Annotated in this window: 17 protein-coding genes and 2 pseudogenes; 7 read left to right on the forward strand and 12 right to left on the reverse strand. The window is 41.0% G+C overall.

All coding sequences use genetic code 11. The annotated features are described in order from the left end of the window. The 5 genes and pseudogenes from JCM16496_RS16180 to JCM16496_RS16200 all read left to right on the forward strand — a co-directional run. Positions 1 to 564, forward strand: a pseudogene (locus JCM16496_RS16180) (AAA family ATPase); the annotation flags it as partial. A gap of 163 nt (positions 565 to 727) precedes the next feature. Next, positions 728 to 1,693: a DUF8464 domain-containing protein gene (locus JCM16496_RS16185; RefSeq protein ID WP_025835597.1), complete on the forward strand. Its 966-nt coding sequence runs from the start codon at positions 728 to 730 to the stop codon at positions 1,691 to 1,693. 147 nt (positions 1,694 to 1,840) lie between these two features. Continuing rightward, the gene (locus tag JCM16496_RS16190; protein ID WP_004310825.1) at positions 1,841 to 2,224 is read left to right on the forward strand and encodes a MobC family plasmid mobilization relaxosome protein; all 384 of its coding nucleotides are present in this window, start codon (positions 1,841 to 1,843) and stop codon (positions 2,222 to 2,224) included. Further along, entirely contained in the window at positions 2,190 to 3,110 is a 921-nt protein-coding gene (locus JCM16496_RS16195) for a relaxase/mobilization nuclease domain-containing protein (protein ID WP_008642636.1), read from the forward strand. Before JCM16496_RS16190 ends, JCM16496_RS16195 begins: the two co-directional genes overlap by 35 nt. 4 nt (positions 3,111 to 3,114) lie before the next feature. Further along, positions 3,115 to 3,834 (forward strand): hypothetical protein, encoded by a 720-nt coding sequence (locus tag JCM16496_RS16200; protein WP_005944331.1) that lies wholly within the window; start codon positions 3,115 to 3,117, stop codon positions 3,832 to 3,834. 52 nt (positions 3,835 to 3,886) lie between these two features. On the opposite strand, the gene JCM16496_RS16205 is transcribed toward JCM16496_RS16200, so the two are convergent. From JCM16496_RS16205 to JCM16496_RS16250, 11 genes are all read right to left on the reverse strand, one after another. Beyond that, entirely contained in the window at positions 3,887 to 4,219 is a 333-nt protein-coding gene (locus tag JCM16496_RS16205) for a helix-turn-helix domain-containing protein (protein WP_004323655.1), read from the reverse strand. A 129-nt stretch (positions 4,220 to 4,348) separates the two neighbouring features. Then, the gene (locus JCM16496_RS16210) at positions 4,349 to 4,768 is read right to left on the reverse strand and encodes a hypothetical protein (RefSeq protein ID WP_004323654.1); all 420 of its coding nucleotides are present in this window, start codon (positions 4,766 to 4,768) and stop codon (positions 4,349 to 4,351) included. After that, positions 4,722 to 4,973 carry a hypothetical protein gene (locus JCM16496_RS22120; RefSeq protein WP_004323653.1) on the reverse strand — a complete coding sequence of 84 codons (252 nt, stop codon included), beginning with the start codon at positions 4,971 to 4,973 and terminating at the stop codon, positions 4,722 to 4,724. Before JCM16496_RS22120 ends, JCM16496_RS16210 begins: the two co-directional genes overlap by 47 nt. Positions 4,974 to 5,059: 86 nt before the next feature. Next, on the reverse strand, positions 5,060 to 5,350 hold the full coding sequence (locus tag JCM16496_RS16215; RefSeq protein WP_004323652.1) for a hypothetical protein: 291 nt from the start codon (positions 5,348 to 5,350) through the stop codon (positions 5,060 to 5,062). Positions 5,351 to 5,364: 14 nt separating this feature from the next. Further along, a complete protein-coding gene (locus JCM16496_RS16220; protein WP_005944333.1) occupies positions 5,365 to 5,787 on the reverse strand; it encodes a SecDF P1 head subdomain-containing protein in 423 nt (140 codons plus the stop codon). A gap of 16 nt (positions 5,788 to 5,803) precedes the next feature. Then, positions 5,804 to 6,217, reverse strand: a complete 414-nt coding sequence (locus JCM16496_RS16225) for a hypothetical protein (RefSeq protein WP_005944336.1) — start codon at positions 6,215 to 6,217, stop codon at positions 5,804 to 5,806. 30 nt (positions 6,218 to 6,247) lie between these two features. Then, positions 6,248 to 6,679 (reverse strand): GNAT family N-acetyltransferase, encoded by a 432-nt coding sequence (locus JCM16496_RS16230; RefSeq protein ID WP_005944338.1) that lies wholly within the window; start codon positions 6,677 to 6,679, stop codon positions 6,248 to 6,250. Between the two features lie 100 nt (positions 6,680 to 6,779). After that, on the reverse strand, positions 6,780 to 7,343 hold the full coding sequence (locus JCM16496_RS16235) for a Crp/Fnr family transcriptional regulator (protein ID WP_005944341.1): 564 nt from the start codon (positions 7,341 to 7,343) through the stop codon (positions 6,780 to 6,782). A 9-nt stretch (positions 7,344 to 7,352) separates the two neighbouring features. Continuing rightward, complete coding sequence (locus JCM16496_RS16240) at positions 7,353 to 7,925, reverse strand: Crp/Fnr family transcriptional regulator (RefSeq protein ID WP_005944344.1); 573 nt, start codon at positions 7,923 to 7,925, stop codon at positions 7,353 to 7,355. Between the two features lie 233 nt (positions 7,926 to 8,158). Beyond that, a complete protein-coding gene (locus tag JCM16496_RS16245; RefSeq protein WP_005944347.1) occupies positions 8,159 to 9,313 on the reverse strand; it encodes a PDDEXK nuclease domain-containing protein in 1,155 nt (384 codons plus the stop codon). Positions 9,314 to 9,338: 25 nt separating this feature from the next. Continuing rightward, positions 9,339 to 10,562, reverse strand: a complete 1,224-nt coding sequence (locus tag JCM16496_RS16250; RefSeq protein ID WP_005944350.1) for a site-specific integrase — start codon at positions 10,560 to 10,562, stop codon at positions 9,339 to 9,341. Between the two features lie 435 nt (positions 10,563 to 10,997). Here JCM16496_RS16250 and JCM16496_RS16260 point away from each other — a divergent pair, with 435 nt between their 5' ends. Then, on the forward strand, positions 10,998 to 11,807 hold the full coding sequence (locus tag JCM16496_RS16260; RefSeq protein ID WP_025835609.1) for a Fic family protein: 810 nt from the start codon (positions 10,998 to 11,000) through the stop codon (positions 11,805 to 11,807). Between the two features lie 38 nt (positions 11,808 to 11,845). Here the strand turns inward: JCM16496_RS16260 and JCM16496_RS25065 are convergent. Further along, a pseudogene (locus tag JCM16496_RS25065) lies at positions 11,846 to 11,989 on the reverse strand (ORF6N domain-containing protein); the annotation flags it as partial. Positions 11,990 to 12,113: 124 nt separating this feature from the next. On the opposite strand from JCM16496_RS25065, the gene JCM16496_RS16265 reads away from it, so the two are divergent. Further along, a complete protein-coding gene (locus JCM16496_RS16265) occupies positions 12,114 to 12,443 on the forward strand; it encodes an ArsR/SmtB family transcription factor (protein WP_025835610.1) in 330 nt (109 codons plus the stop codon). Positions 12,444 to 12,509 lie beyond the last annotated feature (66 nt).

Genomic DNA, 12,509 nt, shown 5'->3' on the forward strand with positions numbered 1-12,509 from the left:
AATGACATCAACAGCCCCAGCGAATCGACTGACCTAATCAACCTCTTGATGCGCTGGTCAAGCGGATATAACCTGCATATCCATACCGTACTGCATTTGAACAAGGGGGATGACAACACAAGGGGGCATATCGGTACGGAACTGAACAATAAGGCTGAAACCGTCCTGCAAATTACCAAAAGTACGCAGGACGGCAACATAAGCGAGGTAAAGGCGATGCACATACGTGACCGGGAGTTTGACCCGTTCGCATTCCGTATCAACGACAGCGCATTGCCCGAAGCCGTGGACGGTTATGTATTCAAGCAACCCAGCCAAGACAGGGGCTTTCCACTGGCAGAACTGACGGAGCAACAGCACAGGACAGCTTTGGAAAACGGTTTTGGCAAACAGGTCATATATGGTTACGAGAATGTCCTAAAGACCTTGAAACAGGGTTATGCAAGTATCGGCTACAAGCGTGGACGCAATATCCATGTGGATTTGAACAAGTTCCTTGTGAACAAGCGCATGATTGTGAAAGAGGGCAAGGGCTACCGCTATAATCCCGATTTCCATTATTAAAAGTCAGTTTGGTTTAGTCCGGGTGTATATATAAGAGGAACGGACTTACTATTTCCCTGTATCGGAACAGGCAGGTTTAGTATGGTACGGGTATATATATAACGGACTAAACAGGACTGGCGCACTTTTCAACTATTTTTTAATCCCCAAAAAAGAAAATGTTATGAACATCGAAGATGTGAAACAAATACCCATCGCAGACTATCTGCATAGTTTAGGTTACTCTCCTGTCAAGCAGCAGGGTAACGGCTTATGGTACAAATCACCGTTAAGGGAGGAACACGAACCGTCTTTCAAGGTGAACACTGACCGCAACCTTTGGTATGACTTTGGCGCAGGCAAGGGCGGCAACATCATCGCACTGGCAAAGGAACTCTATTGCTCCGACAGCCTGCCATACCTGTTAAACCGGATAGCGGAACAGACACCGCACGTCCGCCCGGTCAGTTTTTCTTTTCCCCAGCGTAGGACAGAACCGAGTTTCCAACATTTGGAAGTCCGTGACTTGACCCATCCGGCATTGCTCCGTTACTTGGAGGGACGGGGTATCAATATCGAACTGGCAAAAAGAGAATGTAAGGAACTCCATTTTACCAATAACGGCAGACCGTTCTTTGCTATCGGTTTCCCGAACATAGCAGGAGGTTACGAGGTTCGCAATTCCTTTTTCAAAGGCTGCATCGCCCCGAAAGACATCACCCATATACGGCAGCAGGGAGAGCCGAGAGAGAAGTGTTTGGTATTCGAGGGTTTTATGGACTATCTTTCTTTCCTCACGCTCCGGATGAAGAACTGCCCGACCATGCCCGACCTTGACAGGCAGGATTATGTCATACTCAACTCTACTGTCAATGTGCCGAAAGCTATTGACGTGCTGTACCCGTATGAACGCATCCACTGTATGCTTGACAATGACAAGGCAGGATATGAAGCGACACGGGCTATCGAATTGGAATACTCCTACCGTGTGCGTGACTTCTCGGGCAATTACAGGGGGTATTCGGACTTGAACGATTACCTGTGCGGCAGGAAGCAGGAACAGAAGAACAGCACCAGCCAAGCGCAGGAGATAAAGCAGGAAACCGGACAACGTGCCGCCCTAAGACAGAAAAGGGGCAGGGGCATTTAGTCCGGCAGGATTACCAGCGACAGGCGGTTTAATTTGGAGAGCAAGGTTATGTTTCGGTAAACCGAAACTACCTTGCTTTGCTTGACAGCAAAGAAAATTTCTCCCGTTGGTCGCAATTTTTAAGATACCATTTAAATGTAAAAACCTATGACGAATATAAAGGATAAGCCGGGGGGACGTCCGGCAAAGAAACGGATAGAGAAGCAGCAACGGGTAGTCAGCACGAAGCTGACCGAGTTGCAGTATTATGCCATCAGGAAGCGAGCCGGGGAAGCCGGGTTGCGTGTCAGTGAGTATGTCCGGCAGGCGGTTGTTTCGGCAGAGGTCATACCCCGGCTGAATAGGCAGGATGCGGACACCATCCGCAAGCTGGCAGGGGAAGCCAACAACATCAACCAACTGGCGCACCGAGCGAATGCCGGAGGTTTCGCACTGGTGGCGGTGGAACTGGTGAAACTCAAAAACAGGATTGTCGAAATTATAAATCAGTTGTCGGATGATTGGAAAAATAAAAAAGGGAAGCGGGTTTAAGGGCTGTGTGAACTATGTGCTTGGTAAGGAGCAGGCGGTTTTGCTTCATGCGGACGGGGTTCTGACTGAAAGCCGGGGCGATATAATCCGCAGCTTCTGTATGCAGACCGGGATGAATCCCGATTTGAAGAAGCCTGTCGGACATATTGCGTTAAGTTATTCGGCAGTGGATGCACCCAAATTGACAGACGAGAAGATGGTACAGCTTGCGCAGGAGTATATGCGTGAAATGAAAATCACCGATACGCAGTATATCATCGTGCGCCATCAAGACCGGGAACACCCACATGTGCATATCGTGTTCAACCGCATAGACAACAACGGCAAGACCATTTCGGACAGGAACGATATGTACCGTAACGAGCAGGTATGCAAGAAGCTGAAAACCAAACACGGGCTTTATTTTGCTGGTGGAAAAGAACAGGTAAAGCAGCACCGCTTGAAAGAGCCGGACAAGTCGAAATACGAGATTTACACGGCTGTAAAGAACGAAATCGGGAAGTTCAAGAACTGGCGGCAGTTACAGGAGCGGTTAGCGGAAAAGGGTATTACTGTCCGGTTCAAGTACAAGGGGCAGACGGGCGAGATACAGGGCGTTTCCTTTTCCAAAGGCGAATACACGTTCAAGGGTTCGGAGATAGACCGCAATTTTAGTTTCTCCAAACTGGATAAATGTTTCGGGGATGCAGGACTGAATACGGTCGGAAATCAACGGCAGACAGCTTTTACACCCGTTCGGGAGCCATTGCCGACACAGGGAAAGACTGACAGTCCGTTGATAACTGGCTCACTCGGTCTGTTCACCGCTTCATCACCCCCTGCGGATGAAGAACCAAACTTGAATTTAAGAAAGAAGAAGAAAAAGAAAAAACAACTTAATTTGTAAACACATGGAGAAAAATTTGATTTTAGAGGGGCTTCTCTCAATGGTTACTGAATTGAAAGAGAAGCAGGAAGCACAGGTAACGCCAGCCAGTCGGGAGGAAACTCTTGAAAGACTGAACGCAATCGAACAGGCATTGTCGGAATTGCACAGTAACCCGGCTGTTCCCGAAAAGGATTTGCAGGCTATCCGAAGCCAGCTTGACGAGATAAGGAATAGGATGCAAGGTCAGCAGAAACATATCGAGGACACCAAGAAAATAGTATTGGAAACCTACCGTTGTTTCAAGGTAATGCTTGATGCTTTGGGCTCTTGCAAGACGGATAAAGAGGAAGCTATACCCTTACCGCTCTATCAACGGATTTGCAACAAGGTCGCTTCTTGGATTCGTCCGGGATTGTTCCTTTTTTCGGCAGTGCTGGTTATCTGTTCCGTTTCCATATTCTTGAATATCCGTTTGGCTGAACGTATGCAGCAGTTACAGGACAACGATATGAAATACCGCTATTTGCTGATGCAAGGACAGGCAGACGGGGAAACTTTTGATATACTGGAAAACAAGTTCAAATGGCAACGGGATAACGGCTTTATCCGAAGTCTGACCGATTCAGTGATGGATTTTGAATACCGCATCCAAAAGCAGGCGGAAGCACTGGAACGTGCAAGGCTGTTGAACGAGCAAGCCGAACAGCTAAAGAAAGAAGCTGATAAGCTGGGTAAGCCATAAACGGGGAAAGCCGGGATGGATGAAGCACATTCACCGTTCCGGCTTTTCAGATTCACTTCTTTTTCTTCGTACAGTGTTCTTTCTCGAACTGGCGTAGCGTGGTGACGCTGAACCTTTCCTTGATGAACTCCCGGACATCGGAAGCCTTGTAATACACTTTTCCGCTGATAGTGAAGTATGGCAACGCACCGATAGCCCGGTAGCGTTGCAGGGTTTTGATGCTTACTTTGAACAGCAGGCACAAGTCTTGATTATCCAATAGGTTATCATCTTCGGGCAGTACCCTGTCTGCATTGCGTAGTACCCGTACATCTTTGCAGAGTTCTTCCAGTTTGGCATACAGCTTCTGCATCCATCCACCAAATTCGTCATTGTCTATATACATAATTGCTTCATTTTTCAGATTATACATTTTGTTTGTCAATCGATTGATGAAGCAAAGTTCTAAAAACGGATACAAAGAAATTACAGGAGAACTAATGGAGTCCCCTATAAATAAATCATAAGTTGCTGATTATCTATATCCTTTCTTATCATGTTCATTTTTGATTAGGTTTGCCAGTCCATTAAGAAATTCGGTGAGTTTGCCCGGCTTCCGTTTTATCACGTCCTCATGTTTTTGGTGGCAGTCGCTTATCTTAATGTTAAACAACCATTCAAAACCTTTGGATAAGTCCACTAAATAGGCAGGTTTACCGTTCTGATAAACGATGTCTTTGGAGAGGAATAAGCCGCTTACCACTTCCATGATATTGATAAGGGTTGTTTTGTCGGCGAGGTAGAGAGGGGAAAGGGGCTGTTTATTGATGCGTTGCTGTAGTTGTTCCGGGTATTTGATGCGCCATTCAATAAGGCGTATTTCAGTGTTCAAAAGTCCTATCGCTTCATCAATTAAATGCAAATAGGGCATTTTTTTCTTGCTCAAACCGTACACGATACGATTTAAGACGGTGTAAACCAAAGGAAAAATAGCGAAGTAAAATACTGTAATCCTGTTCGTTGATACCAAAATCGGCTACATGCGTAGCCAATTCCTCAATAGCTTCTGTAAACTCCGATGCAGAAACTTTACGTTGTGAATATTCCGACAATAAGCGGAAAAATCGCTGTTCTAAAATTAGATTCATGTATGTATTCATATAAAAAATAAGCCTTAGCGAGACTTAGGAAAAGGCTTATTTCAATTCATAATATTGTAATCCGCAAGTTGTTGTTTTGGGGGAATTTAGAAAAATAGTTTATAGCAAAGTAATCCCAATAAAAATAGCACTAAAAGGCATATTGTAAGAAATATATATATCCTAAACATATATATTTGGTCTGATTGCTCCTTTTCTATGGTTTTTTTACGGATTTCTTCTATCTTTTCAATGGAAACATTGGATAAATCAGCATTTTTACCTTTGCCTACAAGATATTTGTGATGTTCTTTCATCCTGTCTCTATTCAACTTGCGAAGCTCACGGTTCTCTTTGTCCCGTTGTAGCATATCATTTATGCAACCTAATGTTCCCATTTTCCAGTTAACATTTAATTTCCAAACCTTGATATATCAATTTCTTTTTGTAGTTCCCTAAAGATACGTTCCAAATCATATCCATGCGGATTGGAAATTTGGAAACATCCGCTTTCTATGGGGCTATTAACCTGAGGAGCAGTTATCACCGTGTCATTGAAAACGAAAGCGATGTACTTTCCTACACTCTTTGTTGTGGCTTCTCTCCATATAGGCAATTTATCTTGGAGGAAGACACCGGTAATGACCGAGTGTCCAAAAGCATCAGTTTCCAAACGTAAAGAATCGAAATCCATAACAGTAAGGAAAGGTGTTTGTGAAAGGCTGTCTGTAGTCTGTGATGTTACGTAGTACCAGCCGTTTGTCCGGTGAAAGGATTTTGTCTGCATACAAGCTGTCATTAGTAGGCAGAAAAAGAGAATTGTTGAAATCTTCATATCCGCTATTTTTAGGTTAATACATCTTCTCCAACGTCCACACCATCTTATTGGGATTATAGGCTTCCATTACGAGATGTGTTCCTGTGTATTCCATCACTGTCCACGGACCTGCTATGTTGTCGAACGTGATGATTTTTCCATTTACTTGATAAGTAAAATCTGTGTTCCACATATATCCGTCTTCTTCGTTCGTCCTTGTATAAATGCCTTCTGATTCGTTAGTAAACTGAAGAATGGATTGTTTTGTGTAGTCTATCTCATCTTCGATATTGTACACGGTCATTTGCGCTTGCCAAGTAGTTTGCTTCAGGGCTTCGGGGGTGAAGACAGAAGTAGGGGCATCATCGTTACTACAATTTGTCAGACATAACATGGCGCAAATAATGAATGTGGAAAGCACCATACATAAAGTAATTTTCTTTTTCATCTTATCTCTATTTTAAGTGATTGACAATAATTATATATTTCTCTTCATAGGGATACTAACAATACCTTTATTAATCTCTTTTTTACCCACTTTTTTGAAGCCTAAAGATGTATAAAAAGTTTCTGCATAGGTTGAAGAATTAACTGTTATATAAGTAAAATTACAATTGCTCATCATATAGTCAAATAACGATTTTCCTATTCCTTGCCGATGATAGTGTGGCAAGACAAAGAAGAGGGATATATGTTGCCTTTCCCGATGTACACCGATTATTCCTATCAATAAATGATTGTCAAAAGCCCCATATATGTCAAGCGTATTCATCAACGATGTGTCATACACGAAACTTTTAAAGGTTTCAATCCCTTCTTCCGTAAAATCGTTAATGCCACACTCTATACATACTTGATAGGATAAGTTTATAGCATTTTTATATTCTTCTTTCATTAATTTCCGTATCATACTAATAGTTTTTAATCAATGTGTGCAAAGTAATGAAAGGTGGAGGAAAAAGGTCTTGACAATTATCAAGACCCCAATATAACAATTGTTAAAAGGTGAGTTATATCTCTAACTTGCGGCGTATGCGGCTAATGGTTTCCGGTGTAACCCCTAAGAATGAAGCGATGCTTTTCAAAGGAACTACTTCTTTCAAGTTAGGACAACGTTCCATCAAGTTCCTGTATCGTATTTCAGGCGTACAATATGAATCAAGTAATCGTTCATATACCATTTCAAATAGACTCTCTGCCACATGCCTTCCGAATCGTTGAGTTTTCATATCCGTTTCCCAATATTCAATAATGTCATGACGGGATATTTCATATACAGAACACTCTGTTATGGCTTGAATATTTACTAACGATAAGCCACTTCTCATTAAAGAAGAATAGTCACATACAAACTCGTTGGTGAAAGCGTATCCAACAATGTGTTCTTCACCCTCTCCATCAATATATGTATATTGGAATGTACCGTTTTCTACCCATTCGGCAAAACGTGATATTTCATTCTGACGAATAAAGAAATCTTTTTTGTGGTATATACGTTGCTTCCCTTTTTCATGAAATAAATCTTTTACGAGGGAATAGTCTAAATTGTCGAGGTATGAATTAAAATCTTTCATTGTCGTAAGCTATTTATTCAGTCCACGGCGTATGCGACTGATTGTTTCCGGTGTGACTTGCAAGAAAGAGGCAATCTCCTTTAACGTAATGTACTCTTGAATATCGGGGCATCTATTCAATAAGTCAAGATACAGTTCTGCCGTAGTCTTGCAGTACATATCTATTAATCTATGATACATTAATAAGTATGATTGTTCAATAAGAGTACATTTTACTTGCATGGTTTCTACATTTGTGGCAAAGAATTCCTCTACTTTTAAATAGGGTATATAACAAATCTTTGTATCGCAAACGGCTTCAATTGTTACTAATGACGGTTGATTAGGCTCTATAAGTGTGCATAAACTTCCTGTAAACTCTCCGGAGAAAGTATATCCTACTATATGTATATTCCCTTTTTCATCCACACGAGTATATCTCAATAAGCCGTGTTCGATATAAGCTCCCCGATGATTCACTTTGCCTTGAATAGTGAATTGTTCACCCTTTTTGAGTTCGATATAAGTACCATGTTCCAAAATGAACTGCTTTAGCTGTTCTAATTTCGAATGGTTGGCATATTGTGAGTTAAAATCTTCCATACTATAAACTAATTGCAATTAAAATATAGAATAACCTCGTGAGTTGTTCTCTTAAAAAGGGAAAATAGATTCCTGACTTTATCAAAACATCTTCTCTTTTTTTTAATCTACTTTATTGTGAGTTTAGTTTGTGCTTTTGTATATATATCCAAAACGTACCAAACTAACTTTTGTAGCCTGCAAAATATATGTGCTGGCGAAAGAAGAAACAATCTTTTTTCTTTTCGCCAATTTTAAAGTTTGTAACTCTCATAGTTTGAGGAAGAAATGAATACTTTTATTTCTTCTTCTGTTGGAAGTTCTATCCTATACTTTTGCACAAAAATATTTGGGTCTAACCCGGCAGTGGCATACTTAACCAAGGTATCTCCCTTTTCGGTGCAGAGCAAAATGCCGATAGGTGGGTTATCATCCGGCTGCATCACTTCCGCTTTAAAATAGTTCAGATACATATTTAGTTGCGAAGCGTACTCATGGCGGAACTTATCTATCTTCAATTCTACAATAACATGGCATTTCAAAATGCGGTGATAGAACACAAGGTCGGCAAAGAAATAATCCTCGTCTATCAAGATACGTTTTTGCCGGGCTTCAAAACAGAAGCCATGTCCCATTTCTAACAGGAAGTGTTGCAGGTTGTCAAGAATGGCTTGTTCCAAATCAGTTTCTGTCACCAATGCACGTTCATTCAACTCTAAGAACTCCAAAGTAACAGGGGTGTTGATAACATCTTTAGGTTGTAATAAGGTTGCTTGTTGCTGGACTAAAGCGGAGAGGGCTTCTTTGTTTTTGGATAGTCCGCTACGTTCGTAATATAAAGATGCGATTTGTCGCTCCAACTCCTTTACAGACCAGCAGCCACGAATGGTTTCCATTTCATAGAAAGCACGTTTTACCGGGTTCTCAATTCCCGATATAGTGTTTAAATGGGTGGAAGATAATCTATTGAATAATCTATCAGCCGGAATCATCCATGTTTCGGTTTGTGGGTATTCTGTTGATAGTTTCCAAACTCCATTTTCAGATTCGGCGGTCACCAACCGCCGAATTGGTTCAGTGAATTCGGCGGTCAATGACTGCCGAATTTGAATTTGTGATGCAATGTATTGTGTAACAGGTTCTTTTAGTTGTGGATAAACAAGGTACAACCGTCTAAATTCCCTGAATCTACGTTCATTCAGACCTTTTGTTTTCAGTCGTTGTTCCAGCTTCTTCAACAGTTGTTCACCGTAGGCGGCACGGTCTTCTCCGTTCTGCTCAAATTCTACAATATAGCAACCCATAAGCCAGTTACGGGAAGTAAGGGCAAGGTTTACAGCATGTGCGGCTTGTGCCTGCAACGTGTTCTGTATCGTGCTGATATGTTTTACTAATGCTTCAAAGTTCATAGTTACAAAGATAAGTCTTTTATGGTTAAAACTTTAGTTCGGGCAAGCTGTTTATTGCTTCCTCTTTCAATTTATCCACCGCACGGGTGTACTTCTCCGTATGCTTCAATCCGCTATGCCCTAAAAGGCTGGCTACGGTTTTGATATTTGCCCCATTGTTCAGAATGTTCACGGCAAACGAATGCCGGGCACAATGCCAGCTTATATGTTTGTCTATCCCGGCTCTCTTTACCCAACGCTTTACTGATTTACAGCAACTTTCGTAAGTAGGTAAATCGAATATCAAACAGTTTTTATCTGCCGGGGCTTCACCAATGATAGACAATAGACCATCATTCAGGGGAATAACCACACCACTACTGGCAGAATGTCCCTTTGTCTTGCTTTGTTCAAATTTCAATAACCGATTAGCGTAATCCACATTCTTATAGGTAAGGTCTTTTACATCACAGAAACGCAAACCACTGTATAAACAGAAGATAAAAGCCCGTCTGACATTCGGGTTCTCGTTGTCATAATGGCAAGCCGCCAACTTTTGTATTTCTTCGGGAGAAAGAACATCTTTTCGAAGCATTTGGCTATCCACTTTACAGGTAACACTTTTACATGGGTCTTTCAACATTACATCGTGGTCAATCGCATATCGAATAACTTTCTTGAAACGCTGGTAAATGCTTTTAGCACCTTCACCCACACTTCGGGATTGCAAATAGGCTACAAACTGCTCCATCATTTCTTTGGTGATAAGTTCCGGTTTGATACTAAACTCATTCATGGGGTATTGCTCTTTTAAGAAGTCCTTAAAACGGCTAAGCGCAATTTGTACCATGCGAATATCTTTCTTGGTATAACTGTTGATATAGGCTTGGAAATAGTCTAAGAAATTGACCGTTCTATCTTTTTTCAACCGATAGCCCAACATACTTTCTTTAAATTCCTGCTCACGCTCCGCACGTATCTTTGTGGCAAGCTCCAATGTTTCTTTGTTCTGCTGGCGTTCCGCAGGGGTACGGGGCTTATCTATCAGATACAGACTAAGGTTTTCTTTTCGCCTGTTATGCTTTACTGCAAACTTGGGCTTACCTTGCATCTTTCCACTATCATAGTACACTTGATTGCCGTTTTCATCTAATACGGGCTTTTCCTCTCTACCTAAATAATACTCTAAGTAAAGGCTGATTCTACCATCCGAGAGCTTATTTTGCTCTAACTTGGGGTTTTCTTTCGTTTTATTTTCTAACTTTGCCATTGTTTAGAGGTTTTATCCCGATTTAGGTACCATAACCGGGTGATTACGCTAAATAGTTGATTTTCTTTTGTTTTCCAATATTGCAAAGGTACAAAAGAAAATGATATTTCAAAGTGTACTAAAAGTGTACTGAATAACGGAAAATGGGCAAAATATGGCAAAAATAGAGAAAATAGGAAATATTCAAATAGTTGATAATAAGGAAGATAAATTCTTTTATTTTCCTATGATTTCTATGGCTTGTACCGGGTCTGGGTACAAAGACAAAAGCTGAGTATTGTATAGTCAATCACTTAGCTTTTTATTTTATCTAAAATTTCCCCCACATTTTCCCCACACGTGCAAAAAATGTAGCAGTAAGTCATTATTTTCTTTGGCTGAACATAGTAAATACATTACCTTTGAAAAAAAATGAAGCCTTTTAAATAAAAAGCAATGGAACAAGGAATATGGCAAGAGATAGAAGCTCTGTACCGGAAGTTTACGGAACTCGGTATCGGTGAAGCGGTGGACTATGATAAGTACTACCTGTATTCTCTTATCACCCATTCCACAGCCATTGAAGGCTCAACGTTGACCGAGCTTGATACGCAGCTTCTCTTTGACGAGGGAGTAACAGCGAAAGGGAAACCGCTTGTACATCATCTGATGAATGAAGATTTGAAGCAAGCGTATGAATTAGCCAAAGCAGAATCCGAGCAACCTGCACCGATAACTCCTGTTTTCCTACAAAGGTTGAATGCAGCACTGATGCGTACTACAGGCAGTGTACACAGTGTAATGGGTGGCTCTTTCGATTCTTCCAAAGGAGAATTTCGCTTATGTGGTGTCACGGCTGGTGTCGGTGGACATTCTTATATGAACTATTTGAAAGTTCCTGCTAAGGTAGATGAACTTTGTGCCCTACTGCAAGAGAAGCAAAAGACCGTGGGAACATTTCGGGAACAATATGAATTGAGTTTCAATGCCCACCTTAATTTAGTCACCATACATCCGTGGGTGGATGGCAACGGCAGAACAGCTCGATTACTGATGAACTATATTCAGTTTTGCTATCACCTTTTTCCGACTAAGATATTCAAGGAAGATAGGGAAGAATATATCCTTTCCTTACGTCAATGCCAGGATGAAGAAACCAATCAGCCGTTCTTGTTGTTTATGGCAGGACAGTTGAAGAAATCGCTTTCTTTGGAGATTGAAAGGTTCAATGCTTCAGAAAAGAAAAAGTTTTGCTTGATGTTTTAGAGGTATGAAAAACTACCCGCCAACTTTTATTTGAGTACCTACTTTTTGTTCTTTTCTTTATAGTGAGCAACCCCAATAGGTCTACGTTCTGTTTGTTTATTAATATGCTTTTGTTTTTCTGCTAACTGTGACAGTGCTAAGTAAATATCATCAAGTTCTTTTCGGGTATCTTCGCTAAGGTTGTAGCACCATTGTTAAGGATATTCACTGCAAATGAGTGGTAGAAATTCTATTAATTAGAAAAAACTCTTAATTCTTTTGTACTGTATTTATATCGTTCGTATATTTGCGAACAATATTCAAGATATGGAAGAAAAGAAAGACTATACGGCTATACAGGAGCAGTTGGCACGATTTGCAAAAGCGTTGGGACATCCTGCCCGAATTGCCATTATGCACTTTTTGGCAAAGCAAGAAAGTTGCTATTTTGGTGATATTCACGAAGAACTTCCTATTGCCAAAGCGACGGTATCTCAACATCTGAAAGAACTAAAAGATGCAGGACTTATACAAGGTGAAGTAGAAACGCCTAAAGTAAAGTATTGTATCAATCGTGAGAACTGGAAACTGGCTCGTGAACTCTTTAAGGAGTTCTTTGGTCAGTGTATATGTAAATCTGGGGAATACTGTGAATAACAGCCCCTTTTTTGAAATTAATGTTCGTTGTTTTGCGAATTACGTTTAACTGAATAAAATAATAGA

It is taken from the genome of Bacteroides rodentium JCM 16496, assembly GCF_000614125.1.
GTDB lineage: Bacteria > Bacteroidota > Bacteroidia > Bacteroidales > Bacteroidaceae > Bacteroides > Bacteroides rodentium.

Coding starts and splice junctions, on each gene's coding strand:
- JCM16496_RS16230 (WP_005944338.1), bottom strand. CDS start 6,679: ATGATACGGAAATTAATGAAAGAAGAATATAAAAATGCTATAAACTTA.
- JCM16496_RS22120 (WP_004323653.1), bottom strand. CDS start 4,973: ATGAATACATACATGAATCTAATTTTAGAACAGCGATTTTTCCGCTTA.
- JCM16496_RS16225 (WP_005944336.1), bottom strand. CDS start 6,217: ATGAAAAAGAAAATTACTTTATGTATGGTGCTTTCCACATTCATTATT.
- JCM16496_RS16205 (WP_004323655.1), bottom strand. CDS start 4,219: ATGTATATAGACAATGACGAATTTGGTGGATGGATGCAGAAGCTGTAT.
- JCM16496_RS16190 (WP_004310825.1), top strand. CDS start 1,841: ATGACGAATATAAAGGATAAGCCGGGGGGACGTCCGGCAAAGAAACGG.
- JCM16496_RS16250 (WP_005944350.1), bottom strand. CDS start 10,562: ATGGCAAAGTTAGAAAATAAAACGAAAGAAAACCCCAAGTTAGAGCAA.
- JCM16496_RS16185 (WP_025835597.1), top strand. CDS start 728: ATGAACATCGAAGATGTGAAACAAATACCCATCGCAGACTATCTGCAT.
- JCM16496_RS16245 (WP_005944347.1), bottom strand. CDS start 9,313: ATGAACTTTGAAGCATTAGTAAAACATATCAGCACGATACAGAACACG.
- JCM16496_RS16260 (WP_025835609.1), top strand. CDS start 10,998: ATGGAACAAGGAATATGGCAAGAGATAGAAGCTCTGTACCGGAAGTTT.
- JCM16496_RS16195 (WP_008642636.1), top strand. CDS start 2,190: ATGATTGGAAAAATAAAAAAGGGAAGCGGGTTTAAGGGCTGTGTGAAC.
- JCM16496_RS16265 (WP_025835610.1), top strand. CDS start 12,114: ATGGAAGAAAAGAAAGACTATACGGCTATACAGGAGCAGTTGGCACGA.
- JCM16496_RS16200 (WP_005944331.1), top strand. CDS start 3,115: ATGGAGAAAAATTTGATTTTAGAGGGGCTTCTCTCAATGGTTACTGAA.
- JCM16496_RS16220 (WP_005944333.1), bottom strand. CDS start 5,787: ATGAAGATTTCAACAATTCTCTTTTTCTGCCTACTAATGACAGCTTGT.
- JCM16496_RS16215 (WP_004323652.1), bottom strand. CDS start 5,350: ATGGGAACATTAGGTTGCATAAATGATATGCTACAACGGGACAAAGAG.
- JCM16496_RS16235 (WP_005944341.1), bottom strand. CDS start 7,343: ATGAAAGATTTTAATTCATACCTCGACAATTTAGACTATTCCCTCGTA.
- JCM16496_RS16240 (WP_005944344.1), bottom strand. CDS start 7,925: ATGGAAGATTTTAACTCACAATATGCCAACCATTCGAAATTAGAACAG.